This window comes from Pseudomonas sp. 1L-E-NC-VB-C3, from assembly GCF_057291535.1.
In genome coordinates this window covers 1-19,822 of the sequence record NZ_JBXAWD010000010.1, presented here as the reverse complement: position 1 = coordinate 19,822, position 19,822 = coordinate 1, and the positions used below count along the sequence as shown (strand labels likewise).

General features: G+C 62.9%; 16 protein-coding genes. 5 read left to right on the top strand and 11 right to left on the bottom strand.

Going from position 1 to position 19,822, the window contains the following annotated elements; translation table 11 throughout:
- The first annotated feature begins 1 nt into the window (after nucleotide 1).
- From AC0Z5Z_RS17110 to AC0Z5Z_RS17090, 5 genes are read left to right on the top strand one after another with little or no spacing between them, the layout of a single operon-like run.
- The gene (locus AC0Z5Z_RS17110; protein ID WP_056785183.1) at nucleotides 2-364 is read left to right on the top strand and encodes an STAS domain-containing protein; all 363 of its coding nucleotides are present in this window, start codon (nucleotides 2-4) and stop codon (nucleotides 362-364) included.
- Nucleotides 361-765: an anti-sigma regulatory factor gene (locus tag AC0Z5Z_RS17105; protein WP_016774465.1), complete on the top strand. Its 405-nt coding sequence runs from the start codon at nucleotides 361-363 to the stop codon at nucleotides 763-765. Before AC0Z5Z_RS17110 ends, AC0Z5Z_RS17105 begins: the two co-directional genes overlap by 4 nt.
- A complete protein-coding gene (locus tag AC0Z5Z_RS17100) occupies nucleotides 762-1,775 on the top strand; it encodes an ATP-binding protein (protein WP_150635939.1) in 1,014 nt (337 codons plus the stop codon). Before AC0Z5Z_RS17105 ends, AC0Z5Z_RS17100 begins: the two co-directional genes overlap by 4 nt.
- Complete coding sequence (locus tag AC0Z5Z_RS17095; protein WP_041478682.1) at nucleotides 1,768-2,643, top strand: sensor histidine kinase; 876 nt, start codon at nucleotides 1,768-1,770, stop codon at nucleotides 2,641-2,643. Before AC0Z5Z_RS17100 ends, AC0Z5Z_RS17095 begins: the two co-directional genes overlap by 8 nt.
- Nucleotides 2,633-4,576 carry a response regulator gene (locus AC0Z5Z_RS17090; protein WP_252869335.1) on the top strand — a complete coding sequence of 648 codons (1,944 nt, stop codon included), beginning with the start codon at nucleotides 2,633-2,635 and terminating at the stop codon, nucleotides 4,574-4,576. The genes AC0Z5Z_RS17095 and AC0Z5Z_RS17090 overlap by 11 nt, the downstream gene beginning before the upstream one ends.
- A gap of 122 nt (nucleotides 4,577-4,698) precedes the next feature.
- On the opposite strand, the gene AC0Z5Z_RS17085 is transcribed toward AC0Z5Z_RS17090, so the two are convergent.
- The 11 genes from AC0Z5Z_RS17085 to AC0Z5Z_RS17035 all read right to left on the bottom strand — a co-directional run bounded on the left by AC0Z5Z_RS17085 (nucleotide 4,699) and on the right by AC0Z5Z_RS17035 (nucleotide 19,610).
- Entirely contained in the window at nucleotides 4,699-7,332 is a 2,634-nt protein-coding gene (locus AC0Z5Z_RS17085; protein WP_353187384.1) for an excinuclease ABC subunit UvrA, read from the bottom strand.
- Between the two features lie 38 nt (nucleotides 7,333-7,370).
- Complete coding sequence (locus AC0Z5Z_RS17080) at nucleotides 7,371-9,482, bottom strand: ATP-binding protein (RefSeq protein WP_485611392.1); 2,112 nt, start codon at nucleotides 9,480-9,482, stop codon at nucleotides 7,371-7,373.
- A 135-nt stretch (nucleotides 9,483-9,617) separates the two neighbouring features.
- Nucleotides 9,618-10,307, bottom strand: coding sequence for a GntR family transcriptional regulator (locus tag AC0Z5Z_RS17075; protein WP_016774461.1), 690 nt, complete (start codon nucleotides 10,305-10,307; stop codon nucleotides 9,618-9,620).
- Between the two features lie 518 nt (nucleotides 10,308-10,825).
- Nucleotides 10,826-13,903, bottom strand: coding sequence for an error-prone DNA polymerase (locus AC0Z5Z_RS17070; RefSeq protein WP_485611391.1), 3,078 nt, complete (start codon nucleotides 13,901-13,903; stop codon nucleotides 10,826-10,828).
- Nucleotides 13,900-15,315 carry a Y-family DNA polymerase gene (locus tag AC0Z5Z_RS17065; RefSeq protein WP_485611390.1) on the bottom strand — a complete coding sequence of 472 codons (1,416 nt, stop codon included), beginning with the start codon at nucleotides 15,313-15,315 and terminating at the stop codon, nucleotides 13,900-13,902. The genes AC0Z5Z_RS17070 and AC0Z5Z_RS17065 overlap by 4 nt, the downstream gene beginning before the upstream one ends.
- Nucleotides 15,316-15,320: 5 nt before the next feature.
- Nucleotides 15,321-15,938 (bottom strand): translesion DNA synthesis-associated protein ImuA, encoded by a 618-nt coding sequence (gene imuA / locus AC0Z5Z_RS17060; RefSeq protein WP_041478676.1) that lies wholly within the window; start codon nucleotides 15,936-15,938, stop codon nucleotides 15,321-15,323.
- On the bottom strand, nucleotides 15,938-16,555 hold the full coding sequence (lexA, locus tag AC0Z5Z_RS17055; RefSeq protein ID WP_041478675.1) for a transcriptional repressor LexA: 618 nt from the start codon (nucleotides 16,553-16,555) through the stop codon (nucleotides 15,938-15,940). Before lexA ends, imuA begins: the two co-directional genes overlap by 1 nt.
- A 193-nt stretch (nucleotides 16,556-16,748) precedes the next feature.
- On the bottom strand, nucleotides 16,749-17,027 hold the full coding sequence (locus AC0Z5Z_RS17050; protein ID WP_485611389.1) for a DUF971 domain-containing protein: 279 nt from the start codon (nucleotides 17,025-17,027) through the stop codon (nucleotides 16,749-16,751).
- A complete protein-coding gene (locus AC0Z5Z_RS17045) occupies nucleotides 17,024-17,986 on the bottom strand; it encodes a HEAT repeat domain-containing protein (RefSeq protein ID WP_485611388.1) in 963 nt (320 codons plus the stop codon). Before AC0Z5Z_RS17045 ends, AC0Z5Z_RS17050 begins: the two co-directional genes overlap by 4 nt.
- Entirely contained in the window at nucleotides 17,983-18,831 is an 849-nt protein-coding gene (locus tag AC0Z5Z_RS17040; protein ID WP_406228954.1) for an ABC transporter ATP-binding protein, read from the bottom strand. Before AC0Z5Z_RS17040 ends, AC0Z5Z_RS17045 begins: the two co-directional genes overlap by 4 nt.
- Nucleotides 18,831-19,610, bottom strand: coding sequence for an ABC transporter permease (locus tag AC0Z5Z_RS17035; RefSeq protein ID WP_406228952.1), 780 nt, complete (start codon nucleotides 19,608-19,610; stop codon nucleotides 18,831-18,833). Before AC0Z5Z_RS17035 ends, AC0Z5Z_RS17040 begins: the two co-directional genes overlap by 1 nt.
- Nucleotides 19,611-19,822 lie beyond the last annotated feature (212 nt).

Here is a 19,822-nt window from a genome sequence, read left to right as displayed (position 1 = left end):
CATGGAACGTATTCCGATTCTTCAAATGGGCGATATCTTGCTGGTGACCATTCAGGTCGACATGCATGACCAACTCGCCCTGACCCTGCAGGACGATCTGTCCGAGCGCATCAGCCGGACATCCGCCCGGGGCGTGCTGATCGACATCACGGCGCTGGACATGGTCGATTCGTTCATCGGGCGCATGATCGGCGACATTTCCGGGCTGTCGAAAATCATGGACGCCAAAACCGTGCTGGTCGGCATGCAGCCGGCAGTGGCGATCACGCTCGTTGAGCTGGGCATGACTTTGCCAGACGTGAGCACCGCCCTGAACGTCGAACGCGGGATGAAACTGCTGCGGGAACGAGTACTTGCACAATGACCGTGCGCAGTAGCGGTACGCAACCCATTCTCATTGAACAGGACGTAGTGCTGGCCCGCCAGACCACGCGCAAGCTCGCCACCGAATGTGGCATGCGCCTGATCGACCTGACCAAACTGGTGACCGCTGTCAGTGAGTTGGCGCGTAACACCATGGTCTATGGCGGCGGCGGCGACATGGACTGGCAGATTCTCGAGGAAAACGGCCGGGTCGGTTTGCGCATCACCTTCCGCGACGAAGGCCCTGGCATCCCCGACATCAAACTGGCGATGACCGACGGCTGGACCTCCGGCAGCGGGTTGGGCCTTGGCCTGACTGGCGCCAAGCGCCTGGTCAATGAATTCGAACTCGACACTGAGCCCGGCAAAGGCACGCGCATTACGATCACACGATGGACATGAATATCACCGGGTCGTTGACCCAGGTTCTGCCGATCGAGGACAGCAGCCAGATCGGCCACGCGCGGCGCACCGCGCAGAAACTCGCCGAGCAGCATGGCTTCGACGAAAACGATGCCGGCCGCGTGGCGCTGGTCGCGACCGAACTGGCGAGCAACGTGCTCAAGCATGCCCAGCGTGGTGAATTTCACCTGCGTGTACTGGCTCGGCCGGATAACGGCTTCGGCATCGAAATGCAGACCGTGGATCGCGCGCAGGGCTTTGATCTGGATGCCTGTCTGGCGGATGGCTTTTCCACTGGCGGCACACAAGGCATCGGCCTCGGCGCCGTATCGCGGCAGACCAGTGTCTTCGATGTCTACGCCGACCACCGTGGCGCGGTGTTGCTGGCGCGAATTTTTCCGCGCAGCGATCGTCAGGCCGATATCCGCTTCGGCGTCAGCCAGCATTCGCTGCATGCCGATCCAGCCTGCGGCGATGTCTGGCATCTGGCGTATGAAGGCTCGCGGATCAGCGCGCTGGTGGTCGATGGCCTCGGTCATGGCGAAGACGCCGAGCGCGCAGGCCTGGCCGGGGCGCAGGCATTCGCCCGGGCACCGTTTGCCGATCCAGTGGTATTGATGGAAGACCTGCATCAGGAAATGCTCGGCACGCGCGGTGGCGCCGTGGCGTTCGCGCAGTTTGACAGCCAGCGCGACGGCCTGACGTTCGCCGGTGTCGGTAACATCGGCGCCAGTCTGCTGGAGCCTGGCAAATCCCGCGGCCTGGCCTCACACCCCGGTATCGTTGGCGGCCAGTACCGTAAAGCCAAACCCTTTGACTATGCTCACGTGAACGGACATTTATTGATCATGTACAGCGACGGCCTACAGTCCCGTTGGAATCTTGCAGACTACCCCGGCCTGGTGCATCGCCATCCTGCCGTGATAGCCAGCGTCCTGCACCGCGACTTTTGCCGTGGTCGCGATGACGTGACGGTGCTGGTCGTGGCTCTGGAGGCCGCCCATGGCTGAATCGACTCACTTGAGCCACGCCGAACAGGCGGCGCTCATCGCTCAGTTGCAGCGCGAAACCACTGCCCTGCGCGAAGAGCTCGATGAAACCAACCAGGGCGTGCTGGCGCTGTACGCCGAGCTCGACAATCAGGCAGAAGAACTGCGTCAGGCATCGGATCTCAAGAGCCGTTTCCTGTCGTACATGAGCCATGAATTCCGCACGCCGCTGGGCTCGATACTGAGCATCAACAGTCTGCTCGCTGACGAACTCGACGGTCCGCTCAGCCCTGAACAGCACAAGCAGGTAGCCTTCGTCAGCACCGCTGCCCGCGAGCTCAGCGACATGGTTGATGACCTGCTCGATCTGGCGAAGATCGAAGCCGGGCGCATCAGCATCTCGCCGGCCTGGTTCGACATGTTCGACCTGTTTTCGGCCCTGCGCGGGATGTTCCGGCCGATCGTCGACGCCTCGGCGGTGGATCTGATCTTCGAAGAGCCGCTGGGCCTGCCGCGCCTGTATACCGATGACAAGAAGCTCGGGCAGATCCTGCGCAACTTCATTTCCAACTCACTGAAATTCACCACCCGTGGCGAAGTGCGGGTATCGGCGCGAATGGAAGGTGAAGACAAAGTGCGCTTTGCCGTCAGCGACACCGGCATCGGCATCGCGGCCGAACTGCATGACACGCTGTTCGAAGACTTCTCCCAAGTCGATTCGCCATTGCAGAAACGTCTGCGCGGCACCGGTCTGGGTCTGTCACTGTGCAAGCGTTTCGCCGCCCTGCTCGGCGGTGAAGTCGGGGTAGACAGTACGCCGGGCGTCGGCTCGACGTTCTTTGTCATCATCCCGCTGGCAATCGCTCTGGAGAACGTCGATGAATCGTGACATCCGCCTGTTGATCGTCGATGACAACGTCGCCACCCGTTACGCCCTGCGCCGGCGCCTGGAGCGCCATGGCTACACGGTGCTCGAAGCCGGCACCGGCAGCGACGGCCTGGCCCTGATCGAGGGCGAAGCCCTCGATGCGTTGATCCTCGACGTCAACCTGCCGGACATGAGCGGTTTCGACATCGTCCGCCTGCTGCGCGCCGACCCGGGCACCGCGCTGCTGCCAGTGATTCATGTGTCAGCGGCGTCGATCCAGACCGGCGATATCATCACTGGTCTCAACGCGGGTGCCGATGCCTATCTGATTCACCCGGTCGACCCCGATGTGCTCTTGGCGACCCTGCGTACCCTGCTGCGGGTGCGCGACACGGAAAATGCCCTGCGCGAAAGCGAGGCGCGTTTCCGCGAGATTTTTGCCAACGTCTCGGCACCGATCGCCGTGCTCGATGCCAATCTGAAAGTGCATGAATGCAACCACGCCTTTGCCCAGTTGATCGTCGACAACCGCGACGCGCAGGCGCTGCGTGAATGCTTTGCCGAAGATCAATGCTCGATCCTCGACGAACTGCGTCTGCGTCTGGTCGACGGCGAGCGCTGGAAAGGCACGCTGAACATGCGTGTGCAGGGCGAGATTCGCGAGACGCAATGGCAGATTTCGCCGTATCGCACCCCGGAACTGAGTCTGGTGTTCGTCGAGGACGTCACCGAACACCGCCATCGCGAGCGCTCGCATCTGGCGCGGCTGGATGACACCACCACGCAGCTGGCCAAGGAAGTCGCCGAACGCGTGCATGCCGAAGCGCAATTGCTGCAAGTACAGAAAATGGATGCACTGGGCAAGCTCACCGGCGGTATCGCCCACGACTTCAACAACCTGCTGACCGGGATCATCACCAGTCTGGAACTGATCCAGAAACGCGTGGCCGATGAGCGTCTGGACAAGGTGCAGTTCTATACCGAAGCAGCGCTGAACTCAGCCATGAGCGCGGCCTCATTGACCCATCGTCTGCTGGCATTTGCCCGCCAGCAGCCGCTCGATACACGGCCGGTGGACATCAACGAGCATGTCCGCTCGCTGGAAGAATTGCTGGTGCGCACCATCGGCGAGCGCATCACCCTCAAGCTGGAACTGACCAACAAACCGGCGATTGCGCTGGTCGACCCGGTGCAGCTGGAAAGCGCGGTGCTTAACCTGGTGATCAACGCCCGTGATGCCCTGCCCTCGGGCGGCAATATCTGGGTCAATACTTACGCCGCTTATTCCCATGGCGATCCGAATCTGGCCGATGGCGCGTACGTGGCGCTGTCGGTACGCGACGACGGCACCGGCATCGAACACAACGTGATCGACAAGGTGTTCGAACCGTTTTTCACCACCAAGCCTTTGGGCCAGGGCACCGGGCTCGGTCTGTCGACGATCTACGGTTTTGCCCGTCAGTCCGGCGGTGACGCGCACATCCGCAGCGTCGCCCGACGTGGCACCGAAGTGACCATCATGCTGCCTGGCACCAACGACCCGACCGGGGCCGACGCACCTGTGCCCGTGCCTGACGCGAAAGGCAGTGGCGAGCATGTGCTGATCGTCGAGGACATGGCCACGGTGCGCTTGTTCGTCACCGAAGTGCTGGAGGATGCCGGCTATCGCTGCACGCAAGCGGCGGATATCGAATCGGCGCTGGAGCGCTTGCAGAACGACCCGTCGATCGACCTGCTGCTGACCGACGTCGGCCTGCCGCGCATGAGCGGGCGGGAGTTGGCGGATGTTGCCCGTGGCTGGCACGAAGGGCTGCCGATCCTGTTCATGACCGGCTACGCCGAAACCGCGCTCAACCGCCAGGTCTTCCTCGGCACCGGCATGGACATGCTGGTCAAACCGTTCCAGATCAGCGAACTGCTCGACAAGGTCCGCCGTACGCTGGATGGCGCCTGAACTGGCGCCATCGCTGGCAAGCCAGCTCCCACAGGGGCATCAGTGTGCGCAGATTTTCGGCAACAACTTGAATTCCTGTGGGAGCTGGCTTGCCAGCGATGGCGGCCAGCAAGGCGCTGCAGTTATCGGCTCAAAGCCCGAGCCAGAAACGGCGCAGTCTTGCTCTTCTTGCTCGCCGCGACTTTCTGCGGTGTGCCGGCGGCGACGATCCTGCCGCCCTGATCGCCGGCCCCGGGGCCGATGTCGATCACCCAGTCACTCTGCGCGACCACGCGCATTTCGTGTTCGACCACAATCACCGTGTGCCCCGCCGTTACCAGCGTATCGAGTTGTTCCAGCAACCGATCGACATCTCTCGGGTGCAATCCCGTGGTCGGTTCATCCAGTACATACAAGGTCGCGCCACGCTGGCTGCGCTGCAACTCGGTCGCCAGTTTGATCCGCTGCGCTTCACCACCGGACAGTTCCGTGGCCGGTTGCCCCAGGCGCAGATAACCCAGGCCGATATCGCGCAGCACTTCCAGCGAACGACGAATCCCCGCCTGCTCGGCAAACACCGCCACCGCCTCATCGACGGTCAGTTGCAGCACCTGGGCGATGCTCAAGCCCTGCCAGAGAATCGCCAATGTCTGCGGGTTATACCGCGCTCCGTGGCAGGTCGGGCATGGCGCATACACGCTGGGCATGAACAGCAATTCCACACTGACAAAACCTTCGCCCTCACACGTGGCGCAACGGCCCTTGGCGACGTTGAAAGAAAACTGCCCGGCATCATAGCCCGCCGCTTGTGCCTCAGGTGTCGCGGCGAACAGCTTGCGCACGTTGTCGAACAAGCCGGTGTAAGTCGCCAGATTGGAGCGCGGCGTGCGTCCGATGGGTCTCTGATCAACCTGCACCAGCCGTTTGATCGACTCCAGGCCGGCGCTGATCTGCCCGGTGCTGGGCGGCGGCGTGTCATCTTCCAGGCTCGGTTCTTCTGACTCGGCCTCTGCCACCGGACGGCCCAACTGCGCGCCGACCAGTTCCAGCAAGGCCTGACTGACCAGACTCGACTTGCCGGAGCCAGACACACCGGTCACCGAGGTGAAACAGCCCAAAGGGAATTCGGCGCTAAGATTATTCAGGTTATTGCGGGTGACGCCGTCGAGCTTCAGCCAGCCGCTCGGCTTGCGCGCGGCGCGCTCAGGGCGTTGGTTTTCGGCAAACAGATAGGCGCGGGTCTGCGAATCTGCAACATCAGCGAGTCCCGCAGGCGGACCGCTGTAGAGCACGCGCCCGCCCTTCTCGCCCGCCGCCGGACCGACGTCAATCAGCCAGTCGGCGCGGCGCATGGTTTCGACATCGTGTTCGACCACAAACAATGTGTTGCCGTCCGCCTTCAGCCGCTGCAACGCCTCGAACAACGACTCGCCATCCGCCGGATGCAGACCGGCAGACGGTTCGTCCAGAACATAAATCACTCCGAACAGCTGCGAACCCAATTGCGTGGCCAGGCGCAAACGCTGCAACTCGCCAGACGACAAGGTCGGCGTACTGCGTTCCAGCGCCAGATAACCCAGGCCGAGATCGGTCAGGGTGCTGACCCGCTCCAGCAAATCCTCAGCGATGCGCTGCGCCGCCAAGCGTTTCTCCAGCGACAGATTCGGCGTGTGGCGCACGTCCGGTGCGCTGGCATGCCCGCTGGCCCCATGGGCGACCCGCTGCTGACGCGCCTCGCGGGTTTGCGCATGGCTGAGGGTGTCGCCGCTCTCCTCGGCCTGTTCCAGATAATTTGCCGCTGCTACAGGCCGCAGCACTTCGGCCACTTGCAGCAACGGCATCTGCGACAACTCGCCAATGTCGTAGCCGGCAAAGGTCACCGACAACGCCTCGCGCTTGAGCCGTTTGCCCTCGCACAATGGGCACGGGCTACCGCGCATGAACTGTGAAACACGCTTCTTCATCAGCGCACTTTGCGAGTGAGTGAAGGTGTGCAGGATGTAGCGCCGGGCGCCGGTGAAGGTGCCCTGATAACTCGGTTCCATCTTGCGTTTGAGGGCGACGCGGGTTTCCTCCGGGGTCAGCCCGGCGTACACCGGCACCGTCGGCGTCTCTTCAGTGAAGAGAATCCAGTCGCGCTGCTTTTTCGGCAGTTTTTTCCACGGAATGTCGACATCGATGCCCATGGTCACGAGGATGTCGCGCAGGTTCTGCCCCTGCCAGGCCAAGGGCCAGGACGCCACTGCACGCTGGCGGATGGTCAGGTTCGGGTCCGGCACCATCAGCGCTTCGGTGACTTCATAGACGCGACCAAGTCCATGACACTCCGGACAGGCGCCCTGCGGCGTGTTCGGTGAAAAATCCTCGGCATACAGCATTGGCTGCCCCGGCGGGTAACTCCCGGCGCGGGAATAGAGCATGCGGATCAGGCTCGACAACGTCGTCACGCTGCCCACCGACGAACGCGCGCTCGGCGTGCCGCGCTGCTGTTGCAAAGCGACGGCGGGCGGCAGTCCTTCGATGGAATCGACATCCGGCACGCCAACCTGATCGATCAGCCGCCGCGCGTAGGGCGCCACCGATTCGAAATACCGCCGCTGGGCCTCGGCATACAGCGTGGAAAACGCCAGCGACGACTTGCCCGAACCGGAGACACCGGTGAACACCACCAGCGCATCGCGCGGAATATCGACATCAACGTTCTTCAGGTTATGTTCGCGGGCGCCGCGCACACGAACCATGCCGGCGGGTGCTTTGGAATTGCGCTTGGAAATCATCGGCCTGCCTTGATTGAAAAACTGGGCAGCGCTCGGCATCAGGTGCCGAGCACCTCGCAAATCATCTGCAGTAAGGCTTGCGGGCTGTAGGGTTTGCCGAGCAGATGCGTATCGGGGCTGAGCTGGTGGTCGCGGGAAATGATGTCGCGGGTATGCCCGGAAGTGAACAGCACCGGTACCGGCGGTGTCTGCACCTTGGCCCACGCGGCCAGATCGGAACTCTTGATCAGGCCGGGCATGACCACGTCGGTGAAGATCAGATCGATCTCGATGCCTTCCAGCAGCATCTGCATGGCCACGTCGCCATTGCACGCGGTCATCACCCGATAGCCTTCTTCGCGCAGCAACTCCACCGCCGAAGCGCGCACCGCGTCATTGTCTTCCACCACCAGAATGGTTTCGTGGCCGCCGCTCTTGCGCTCGCCGACACTGGCGGTCTCTTCACGAACCGGACGCAGACTGCGCGGGAAATACAACTGCACCCGCGTGCCTTCGCCGAGCTTGCTGTCGATCTCGACGTGACCGCCACTCTGTTTGACGAAGCCGAAGACCATGCTCAGACCGAGGCCAGTGCCCTGCCCGTCGGCCTTGGTGGTGAAGAACGGTTCGAAAACCTGTTCCAGCATTTGTGGGGCAATGCCCACGCCGGTGTCGGTGATCGCCACGCGCACATACTCACCGGACGCGATGCCCTTGCCGACGCAGTATTCGCTGTCCAGACAGACATTGGCGGCACTGAGGCCGATAACGCCCTCGCCCTTCATCGCGTCGCGGGCGTTGATGGCCAGGTTGAGAATCGCGTTTTCCAGTTGGTTGCGGTCGACGTTGATGTGCCAGGGCTGCGGCGGCAACTGCACGTCGATCTGAATGGTTTCGCCCAATGCACGTTGGAGTAATTCGCCCACGCCTTCGAAAATTTGCTCTGGATTGCACACGGCCGGTGACAGCGGTTGCCGCCGGGCAAAGGCCAGCAGTTGCGAAGACAGTTTGGCACCGCGTTCGACCGCCGCCAGCGAAGCCACGACCCGGCGTTGTACGTTGGCATTGTTGGGCTCATGCCGGGCGAGCAGATGCAGGTTGCCAGCGATGACTTGCAGCAGATTGTTGAAGTCGTGGGCAACGCCACCGGTCAGGCCGCCGATGGATTCGAGCTTCTGCGATTGGCGAAGTTGTTCCTCGGCCGCGAGCCGCGCATTCACTTCGGTGGCCACGCGCTGTTCGAGATTGCGGGTGAATTTGAGCAGTGATTCTTCGGCGTTTTTGCGCTCATGGATGTCGATCAGCACACCGGGAAAGCGAAACGGCTTGCCTTGCTCATCGAACTCGCAGGCACCACTGGCCAACACCCACAGGTACTGGCCGTCGGCCCGCTGCACGCGGTATTCAGCGTTGTACGGCTCGCCAGTGCGCACGCTATGGGCAACTCGCTCCTGCACCCACCGATGATCTTCGGGATGAATGCGCGATTCAGCGATCTCTTGTTGCAGATCGCTCAAGTCCTGATCCGGCGGATAGGAAAAGGTGCGGGCGAAACGTTCGTCAGCAGAGAAGCGATTGTTCTTGATGTCCCAGACAAAGGAGCCAAGCAGTGCGCCGGCATTCAGCGCCAGACGCACGCGCTCGTTGTCGGCGCGATAGGCATCTTCGGCCGCCTGACGCAGGCGCTCGGAATGCACCAGTTCGGTGGTTTCGACCACCATCGCCATGACGCCGCCGGGCACGCCTTCGTCGTTGGCCACCGGGCTGTAATACAAGTCCATCCAGACGTCTTCGGGCACGCCGTCGCGCAGCAATACCAGCTCTTTGTTGCGATAGGACAAGGTGCCGCCGGCCAGGCAAGTGTCAACGACGTGGCGGTTGAATTCGGCGACTTCCGGCCAGCCCAGCTCTACCGGCACGCCAAGCAGATAGGGATGGCGGCCACCGGCGAATTCGGAGTAGGCGTCGTTGTAGATCATGTAGCCGGCATGGCCCCAGAGCATCACCATCGGCAGCGGCGAAGCCAGCATCAGCTGCACGGTGTTACACAGGCTGGCCGGCCAGTCGGCGAGCGGACCCAGTTCGGTGAGGCTCCAGTCGAACGCACGGATGCGTCCGGCCATTTCGCCTTTCCAGCCCTCACAGCCGTGGCTTTCGGATAAAAACTGCATCGCCTGACTCAGTGTCCTTTTTTGCGGTTTTCCGATCTATCGCAACGCTACAACGACGCGACGCCCGTGTGTTTCGAGGCCCTGAAAACGCATTGGTTTCATTGGAGGTATAGCCGATTTGCGACACAGAGCCATTCAGACGCCAATCAAGTGTTTGAGTGGGTGATAGCCGGTTTTCATTTTTGCAGCAACGTCGAGAATCGCCTTCTCGATTCCGTTGAGGTGCGTGCAGGTCAGCTCGATCGCGGCGCTCTGATTACCGGCCTCGATGTACTCAAGCAAACGCAGGTGTTCATCGTCGCGGCAGGCTTGATGACTGTCGTCATCGAGCGCGGCGGCATACAGCGAAGCGCGCGAGATCAGCTTCTGGAACCAGTCGAGCAGCACCGGATTGTTCAGGCTGCGCGCCAGTTTGAGGTGGAATTCGCCGAGCAGATGGATCAGCCGTTCATGGTCGCCGGCCGCATGGGCGGCATCCTCCAGCAACAAGTGCTCACGCAGATCCTGCATGGCAACGCTGTCTTTGCGCCGGCACAGTTCGGTGACGATGCCGATTTCGATCAGCCGCCGGGTTTCGAACAGCGAACGCAGCTCTGCGTCACTGGGCAGCGACACCGATGCACCTTTGTTGGGCTCAGTGGTGACCAGACCATCGGCTTCCAATTGCTTGAGCGCAGCACGCACCGACGTGCGGCTGACATTGAACAACTCGGCCAGCGAGGCCTCACCCAGCTTCATGCCTGGGCGCAACGAACGCTTGCTGATCGCCGCGTAAACCCCTTGGTAGACGCGATCGACCGTGGTTTCCAGTTTCTTTTCGCTCATTCGAACACTCCTTTGGCGTCGGGCAATTCATCCTGGCAGTGGCTGGCCATGGAGATTGATCGGGTTCCCGTACCGGTGTGAAGCGCAGAATATCTGCCTTCGGCCCAAAGGTGCAGCCTTTTGATTTATCTCGATTTTGGATAAACAGCCAAAACCTGTGGGAGCGAGCCTGCTCGCGAAGGCGGCGGCACGTTCGACATCGTCGTTGCCTGACACTGCGCTTTCGCGAGCAGGCTCGCTCCCACTCTGATACGAGGCAGATCGACCATCTTCATTGCAACCAAAATCCCTGTGGGAGTGAGCTTGCTCGCGAAGGCGGCGGCACGTTCGACATCGTCATTGCCTGACAGTCCGCTTTCGCGAGCAGGCTCGCTCCCACTCTGATACGAGGCAGATCGACCATCTTCATTGCAACCAAAATCCCTGTGGGAGCGAGCTTGCTCGCGAAGGCGGCGGCACAGTCAACATCGTCATTGCCTCAGACTGCGCTTTCGCGAGCAGGCTCGTTCCCACAAAGGTCAGTGGAAATCCCGGCTCTGCACGTGAATGCCATTGAGCAGCGGGCTAAGGTCGCTCATGCGCCCGGCGATCAGGTGGCGCACATCGCCTTCGCGTTCCCAGCGGCCGTCGACCTTGAGCAATTGCGACCCCACCAGCACTTGGCGCTGACGCTCGGCCAGGTCACGCCAGACCACCACGTTGACGTTGCCGAACTCGTCTTCCAGGGTCACGAACGTCACGCCGCTGGCCGTACCGGGGCGCTGTCGGCCGGTGACCAGACCGGCCACGCTGACCGGCCGGCCATGTTCGATATCCATCAATTCCCGCGAGCTGCGGCAACGCCGGGCCTGCAACTCGCCACGCAACAACGCCAGTGGATGCGGCCCCAGCGTCGTCCCCACGGTCGAGTAATCAGCATGCAGGTCTTCGCCAACGCTGGGTTTGGGCAGGACGATTTTGACTTCCTCTTCGTTGGGCAGGCCGGCGAACAGGCCGAGTTGTTTCTGCACCCCGGCTACTTCCCAACGCGCACGATGACGATGCCCGGCCAGACCGCGCAAGGCGCCGGAGTCTGCCAGCAAGGCCTGCGCACGACTGTCGAGGGCGGCGCGCTCACCCAGGTCAGCGACATCGGCAAACGCCCCGTGTCGGCGCGCGGCTTCGATGCGCCGTGCGTCCTCTTCGCGAAATCCCTTGATCATGCGCAGGCCCATGCGAATCGCCGGTTGCCCGGCACTCAGCGGTTCGAGGCTGCAATCCCAGTCGCTGGCGCGCACGTCCACCGGACGGATCTGCAATTGGTGCCGCCGCGCGTCCTGCAGAATCTGGTCCGGGCTGTAAAAGCCCATCGGCCAACTGTTGATCAATGCACAGGCGAACGCCGCCGGCTCGTGGCATTTCAGCCAGCAACTGGCGTAGGTCAGCAAGGCGAAACTGGCGGCGTGGGATTCGGGGAAGCCATAACTGCCGAAGCCTTTGATCTGCTCGAAGATCTGCGCGGCGAATTCCGGTGTGTAGCCGTTCTTTCTCATGCCGGCGGCGAGGCGCTCCTTGTGCGGCTCCAGTCCGCCATGGCGTTTCCAAGCCGCCATCGAGCGGCGCAACTGATCGGCCTCGCCGGGGCTATAGTCGGCAGCGACGATGGCGATCTGCATGACCTGCTCCTGAAACAGCGGCACGCCCAGGGTTCTTTTGAGTACGACTTCGAGCGCCGGCGACGGATAGGTTTCCGCCTCTTCGTTATTACGTCGGCGCAGATACGGATGAACCATCCCGCCCTGAATCGGCCCGGGACGGACAATCGCCACTTCGATGACCAGATCGTAGAAAGTCTTTGGCTTCAGGCGCGGCAACATCGACATCTGCGCCCGCGACTCGATCTGGAACACGCCGACGGTATCGGCGCGACTGATCATTTCGTAGGTCGGTTTGTCTTCAGGTGGAATCGTCGCGAGTGTCAGGTTCAGATCACGATGCCGGCGCAGCAGGTCGAAGCAGCGGCGAATCGCACTGAGCATACCCAAGGCGAGAATATCCACCTTGAGCAGGCCGACCGCATCGAGGTCGTCCTTGTCCCATTGAATGATGGTGCGGTCGGCCATTGCCGCGTTTTCGACCGGCACCAAGGTGTCCAGCGGCTGCTCGGAAATCACGAAACCACCGGGATGTTGCGACAGGTGCCGGGGGAAGCCGATCAGTTGCCCGGTCAGGCTCAGTAACCGACGCAGCACCGGACTGTCCGGGTCGAAGCCACCTTCGCGCAAACGTTCCAGCGGCGGCGTTTCATCGCTCCAGCGCCCGCAGCAATCGGCCAGCGCGTTGATCTGATCCGGTGGCAGGCCGAGGGCCTTGGCCACATCGCGCACGGCACCGGTGGCGTGATAGGTGCTGACCACCGCGGTCAGCGCCGCACGCCGCCGGCCATAACGGTTGAACACGTATTGCAGGACTTCCTCGCGGCGCTCGTGCTCGAAATCGACATCGATGTCCGGCGGCTCGTTGCGCTCTTTGGACATGAAGCGTTCGAACAGCAGCGTAGTACGATCCGGATCGATCTCGGTGATGCCCAGGGCAAAACACACCGCCGAGTTGGCGGCCGAACCACGGCCCTGACAGAGGATGTTCTGCGTGCGGGCAAAGCGCACCACGTCGTGCACGGTGAGGAAGTAGCTTTCGTAGCCGAGTTCAGCGATCAATTGCAGCTCGTCATCGATCTGCTTGAGCACCTTGGCCTGAGGCCCTTTCGGCCAGCGCCAGGCAATGCCCTCCTCGGTCAGATGACGCAACCAGGAACTGGCATTGTGGCCCTTGGGCACCAGCTCTTTCGGATATTGATAGCGCAGCTCGCTCAGATCGAAGGTGCAGCGCTGGGCCAGGTTGACCGATTCCTCGAGCAAGGCCGGCGGATACAATTCGCGCAGCACATCAAGGCAACGCAAATGCCGCTCGCCATTGGGATGCAGGCGCAGACCCGCTTCGGCCACGGGGACGTGATGACGGATCGCGGTCATGGTGTCCTGCAAGGCACGGCGCCCCCGGGCATGCATGTGCACATCGCCGCTGGCCACGGCTGGAGTCTGCAGCTCAGCCGCCAGAGCCAACAATGCCGCGAGCCGCTGCTGATCGTTCTGCCCGCGATGCAGTTGCACCGTGAGCCACAGGCGGTCGCCGAAGGTTTGTTTCAGCCAGCGCCCTTCTTCCCGGTCATCCACTGAATCCGGCACCCACAACACCAGCAAACCCGGCAGCGCTTCGGCGAAGTCTTCGCGCAGCACCTGATACTGCCCTTTCTGCGTACGCCGCCGGGCCTGGGTGATCAAGCCGCACAGGGCATGATAACCAGCAAGGTTTTCCACCAGCAGTACCAGTTTCGGGCCGTTGTCGATGCGCACCTCGCTGCCGATGATCAGCGGCAACTCGACGGACTTTGCCGCTTGCCACGCACGAACGATGCCGGCCAGGGTACATTCGTCGGTGATCGCCAGCGCCTGATAGCCGTGCTTTTTCGCCCGCTGAAACAGCTCCAGCGCGCTGGAGGCACCGCGCTGGAAACTGAAATTCGACAGGCAATGCAGTTCGGCGTAATCGGCACTCATGCGAACCAGCCTTGCAGCCACAGCGGGCCGCCCTCACCCACAGCGCGCCAGGCCCAGCCCTGCTGACCGGCGCGGTTCTGGATCAGGTAGTAATCACGCCGCACGTCGCCACCGTCCCACCAACCGGATTCGATGCGCTCCGGCCCCATGAGAATCCGCGCCGAACCTTCCGGCACGCTCTGCGGTTCGTTGAGCAGCCAGCCCGGGCGCTGCACGCTGGGCAAACCTGTGCAAGGCTGTTTGTCGACGCCATTCTGCCACGCGCACTCGGGGCGATGATCGGCCTGAAAGCGCAAGCCCTGCACCGCGTCATCACCCAGCCGTGCGCGCAGACGTTCGCGCAATTGCTCCCAGGGCAAGGTCTGCTGCGGGCGGTCGTCGAACAGTTCCTGATACTGCGGAACGAAACTCGGCAGGTCTTCGGCGCGCAAGCGAAAACCACGCACCGGCGCCTCGACCTGGACTTGCTCCAGCCGGCCACGGGCCAGTTCAAACAGCATCGCAGCGTCACGCTCGGCACTGAGCAGGCCGACCTTGATCACCGTGTCCGGCAGCCCTGCGTGTTCCAGATGCAGATCAAAACGCTGCACGCCACTGTCGCGCCCACAGAGGAACGCCGACAGGTCGCCGGTCAAGCGCCGTAACGGGAACAGCAATGCCTGATGGGATTGCACGTCGAAATTCAGTTCGATGCGGATATCGAAACGGTCTGGCGGCAGATAGAACGCCAGCGCCAGCGGGCGTGCGCCGAACAGCGTGTCGAGGTGCTTGAGCATCTGCGCTTCGAAACGCCGGGCCAGTGCCTGGCGTGGCAGGCTTTGCACCTGACTGAGATTGCGCAGGCCCATGCGCGACAACGCCGTGGCGACATTCGGCTCCAGCCCCACACGATCAACCGGCAATTGCCCGAGATGTTGCTGCAAGGCTTCGCTGTCCGGCACCACCAGGCCATCGTAGGCATTGGCCAGCACTCGCGCCGCCACCGGGTTCGGCGCGGCGACGATGCGATGGCGAAAGCCCAGATCTTTCAATTCCTGGCGCAGGCGAGCTTCAAATTGCGGCCAGGTACCGAACAGTCCGAGGCTCGATTCGATCTCGAACACCACGGTACGCGGGTAATGCACGCTGACCTGCGCGCTGAAGCGATAGGCCCACGCGGCGAGAAACTGCTGCCAGTGCTCGACCTCGGCCACCTCGTAATCGGCGGTGGCAAAGCCTTTGCTCATGGCTTGCGCGGCGGTCATCGACATGCCGGGGCGCAGGCCGAGTTTGCGCGCCGCCGGATTTACCGCTTGCAGCACTCGGCGTTGGGCCGGACCGCTGAGCAGCACCAGCGGCTCTTCAGGGTCGGGGCGCTGACGCAGCACAGCGTCGAGGGCCAGTTGCGGAAAGAGAATACATACCCAGCGCATGACGATCAGTGCCCCACGGCAAAGGCAATCGGCGCCGCACGCGCCAGCCCGCCACGGCATTTGAGTACGCGGAGTTGCGCCGGTTTGGCATCGATGGCTATGCGCAACGCTGCCGGTGACGGGTTGACCGCCTCGCTCAACGGGCGCCAGGCAAAGGCCAGGGTCTGGCCGGTTTCCGCCGCTACCTGCAAACGCCGCAAGGCTCGGTCATCGGCCTTGTTCGGCCAGCACAGCACCGCGCCGCAACTGCCCGAGCGCAGACACTGCTCCGCCGCCCACAAGGCATCGCGTTCGCTGGCCTGAATCACCGACAACTGGCGCAAATCGACCCCGGCATTGGCCCAGGCCTGCGGGTACGGCACGAACGGCGGCGCCACCAGCACGATGCGCTCACCGGCCGCGGACAATCGCGCCAGGGTTGGCCAGACCAGTTGCAGCTCGCCGACACCAGGGCCGGCGAGAAGGATTTCGCTCAGCGCCGCTTCCGGCCAGCCGCCGCTGGGCAGAGCTGCGTCCAGTCCCGCATGCCCGGTCGGCTGCGGACTCGCCGCCGGTGGCGCAGGCCTGCCGCGCCAGACCTGGCCGCCATTGAACAGCGTATCCAACGCAACGACGGCGCCCATCAGCCTTGCCTCACCAGACCACAGAACACGCCTTCAATGGCCAGATCCTGATCATCACGCACGACAATCGGCTTGTACGCCGGGTTGCGCGGCAGCAGGCGCACTTCATCCCCGACCCGTTCGAAGCGTTTGATGGTGACTTCACCGTCCAGACGCGCAACGACGATCTGGCCGTTCAGCGCCTCGGGATTGCGCCGCACACCGACCAGATCGCCATCGAGAATGCCGTCTTCGATCATCGAGTCGCCCTGCACCCGCAGCATGTAATCCGGGGTGCGGGAGAACAGCGCCGGGTCGAGCAGCAAACGGTTATGGATATCGGCATCGGCGCCAATCGGCGCGCCGGCGGCCACACGACCGAGTACGGGGATCTCCAGCAGCTCCGGACGCGATGGCTGGCCGAGCAAACGAATGCCCCGGGCCTGATGCGGGTTGACCTCGATGAAACCGGCTTCGGTGAGCGCCAGCACATGCTTGCGCGCCACGCTGCGCGAGGCAAAACCAAAAGCCTCGCTGATTTCAGCGAGGCTTGGGGGCTGACCGTGCTCGGCGATGCGATCGCGGATAAAGGTCAGAATGGCGGTACGGCGGGGAGTCAGATTGGTCATGGAGTACATTTGTACTCCTGTGGGAAATTCCTGACAAGAACCGCCAGTCGGCGCATGCCAACGCAGGGAGCTGCCGAAGGCTGCGATCTGATCGTTCCCACGCTCTGCGTGGGAATGCCTCAAGGGACGCTCCGCGTCCAGTGACGCGGAGCGTCACGGGCTGCATTCCCAAGCGGAGCGTGGGAACGATCATCGGATAAGGTCAGGAAGCCAGTTGCGCCAGGTACTCCCACGGATAAATCCCGCGTTGATGCCCGTCGCTGAACACCAGTTGCACACCATACCCCTGCGGGTTGAGTTCGATCAGACGCACGCGCTCATCGACCAGCGGCGTGACGCCGCGCAGGCGAAATGCGCGGCATTGCGAGCACGGGCATTGCCGGCGCAGATCGGCATGCTTGAGCAGCGATTCGCGCCCGTCCGGCCAGCTCAGGCGTAACGTGCGCTCACTCTGCGAGTTGCCCACCGACAGCGGATTCATTGCAGCTGACTCAACGCGATGCGCACGGCTTTGCGCACTTCCGGGTCGCCGTCGTCCTGCGCTGCCTGCAACGCGGCCACGGCGCCGCGATCGTTCAACTCTCCAAGCGCCAGCGCGGCCTCCTTGCGCAGGTTGCTGATGCGGTGGCCGAGAGTATCAATCAGCGCATCCAGCGCCGGGACGAAGCGCAGACGACCGAGGCTGCGAGCGGCGCGCAGGCGCACTTGCCAGTAATCATCGCTCAGCGCTTCGACCAAGGCCGGGCCGGCGTCGCTGTGGCCAACCTTGCCCAGTGTCGTCGCGGCTTCTTCGCGCACTTGCCAGGCGGGGTCGTGCAAGGCCTGGCTCAGCGCCGGCAACACTTCGGCGCCACTGGCCAGACCCAGCGCACCGGTCGCGGCGCGACGCACTTCGGTGTCCGGGTCGTCGCTGGCCAGTTGCGCCAGGGCTGGCAGCGCGTCGAGCTGTTTGAGCCAGCCGAGCACGCCAACCGCTTCGCGCCGAACATGAGCATCGGCATCTTCCAATGCCGCGACAGCAGCCGGCGCGGCCTCGGCAAAGCGCAATTCTCGCAACGCCCGAAATGCGGCGATGCGCACACTGACATCGGCATGTTCGGTCCACGGCAGAATCACGCGCCCCGCCGCCGCAGTCTTGAGCAGGCTCAGGCTTTGCGCCGCTGCCGATTGCACAGCGGGCGACGGATCCGTCAGCGCTTCGCACAAGGCTTGCACGACCGCATCGTCCTCCCACGCTTCAAGCAATCGCGCAGCTTCAGCGCGAACATCCTCGGCAGGATCCTGACGAAGTCGATCAACCAGCCAGAGCAAGCCATCCGGTTCTTCGAGATCGGCCAGATCGATCAGGGCAATGCGCCGCACGCCAGCGTCTTCAGCCGTCAGGCGCGGATGCAGGGCGAGGATGTCTTCGTTGTCGGTCACAGCAAAAATAGAGGTCATAAGGCAAATCGCGGCAAAGGGTTTTCAGGAGGCAGGCCGAGCGGATTGAGGCGCGGCAGCGGTCGGTCGTTGTCGTGGCGCAGCAGGTCGAGGCAGTGGCGCTTGAGGCGAGCGAATTCCGGGCTGGTCACCAGTTCGCTGGTGCGCGGACGCGGAAAGTCCAGAGGCAAGTCTTCGATGATTCGCCCCGGTCGCGCGCTCATTACCAGCAAGCGGTCGGCGAGAAACAGCGCCTCGTCAATGTCGTGGGTGACGAAAACCACCGTGGTGCGGATGCGCGTCCAGATGTCCAGCAGCAGTTCCTGCATGTTCAGACGGGTCAGCGCATCCAGCGCGCCGAACGGTTCGTCCATCAGCAACAGTCGCGGGCGATTGACCAGCACCCGGGCGATTTCCACCCGCTGCTGCATGCCCCCGGAGAGCTGATCGGGCCAACGCTCGGCAAAGCCGTCGAGGCCGACCAGTTTGAGAATGTCGTCAGCGGCGCGATGGCGCTCAGCCTTGCCGACCCCGCGCATCTTCAAGCCGAAGGCGACGTTGTCGCGCACCGTGCGCCACGGGAACAGCGTGTGGTGCTGAAACACCATGCCGCGCTGCGGCGACGGGCCGGTCACCGCGCTGCCGTCGACTTTCAGGCTGCCGGTACTGGCATTCAAGTGTCCGGCCAGGGCGCCGAGCAAGGTCGACTTGCCGCAACCGGAGGGGCCGAGAATGCACACGAACTGGCCGGATTCGATCTGGCAATCGAGGCCCTGCACCGCTTCGAAGGCTTCGCGGCCCTGGCCGAGGACGATGGACAACTGGCGAATGTCGATCCGCCCTGCCGGGGTTTGCATCACGCTCATCAGGCTTTGCCTCGCGGTCGATGCCAAGGCGTGAACAAGCCGCCCAGGCGTTTGATCAGCCAACTGCTGCCCATGCCCAACACGCCGATCAGGAGCATGCCGACGACAATGTCGGCGTAGTTCTGAATGGTGTAGGACTCCCAGGTGTAGTAACCGATGCCGAACTGCCCGGAGATCATTTCCGCCGTCACCAGACAGAACCACGACGTGCCCATGCCGATCGCCAGGCCAGTGATGATGCTCGGCGCAGCGCCCGGCAGGATTACTTCCAGCAGAATCGCCCGACGCCCTGCCCCGAGGCTCTTTGCCGAGGCGATCAGGCGTGGATCAACGCGTTCGACGCCGTGCACGGTGTTGAGCAGGATCGGGAACAGCGCGCCAGTGAAGGTGATGAAGACCATCGACAATTCCGAGGATGGAAACATCAGGATCGCCAGCGGAATCCACGCCACGGCGGGGATCGGGCGCAGGACTTCCAGCGGTGGCAGCAGTATGTCTTCGGCCCATTTCGACCGGCCGATGGCCAGGCCCAGGACGATGCCGATGATCAACGCCGCCAGATAGCCGGCGAAGACGCGGCCCAGGCTGCTGCTCAAGTGCTGCCAGAGTTTGCCCGAGTCGCCCAGGCCCAGTGCGGCTTCGATCACCGCCAGTGGCGTCGGCACGTTGGCAAAGGTCACCAGGCCGAGGTTCCAGTGATGGCTGGCGGCGAGTTGCCAGAAGAGCAGGCAGAGCAGCAGTGAGGCGGCTCTTGATGTCCAGCGCAACGGTGTTTTCATAGTCCGGTTTCCAGTTCGGGTTCTGTGTGATGGCTGAGATTTACCCCCTCACCCCAGCCCTCTCCCCCAGGGGGGCGAGGGGGAAAGGGAGCCGATTTGCGTGCTTTTCACGACCTGAGTTCGACTCGGTACTTCACGTCGGCGTATCTCTCACCAACAACTCGGTCAGTCCCCTCTCCCTTTGGGAGAGGGTTAGGGTGAGGGGCTTTTGA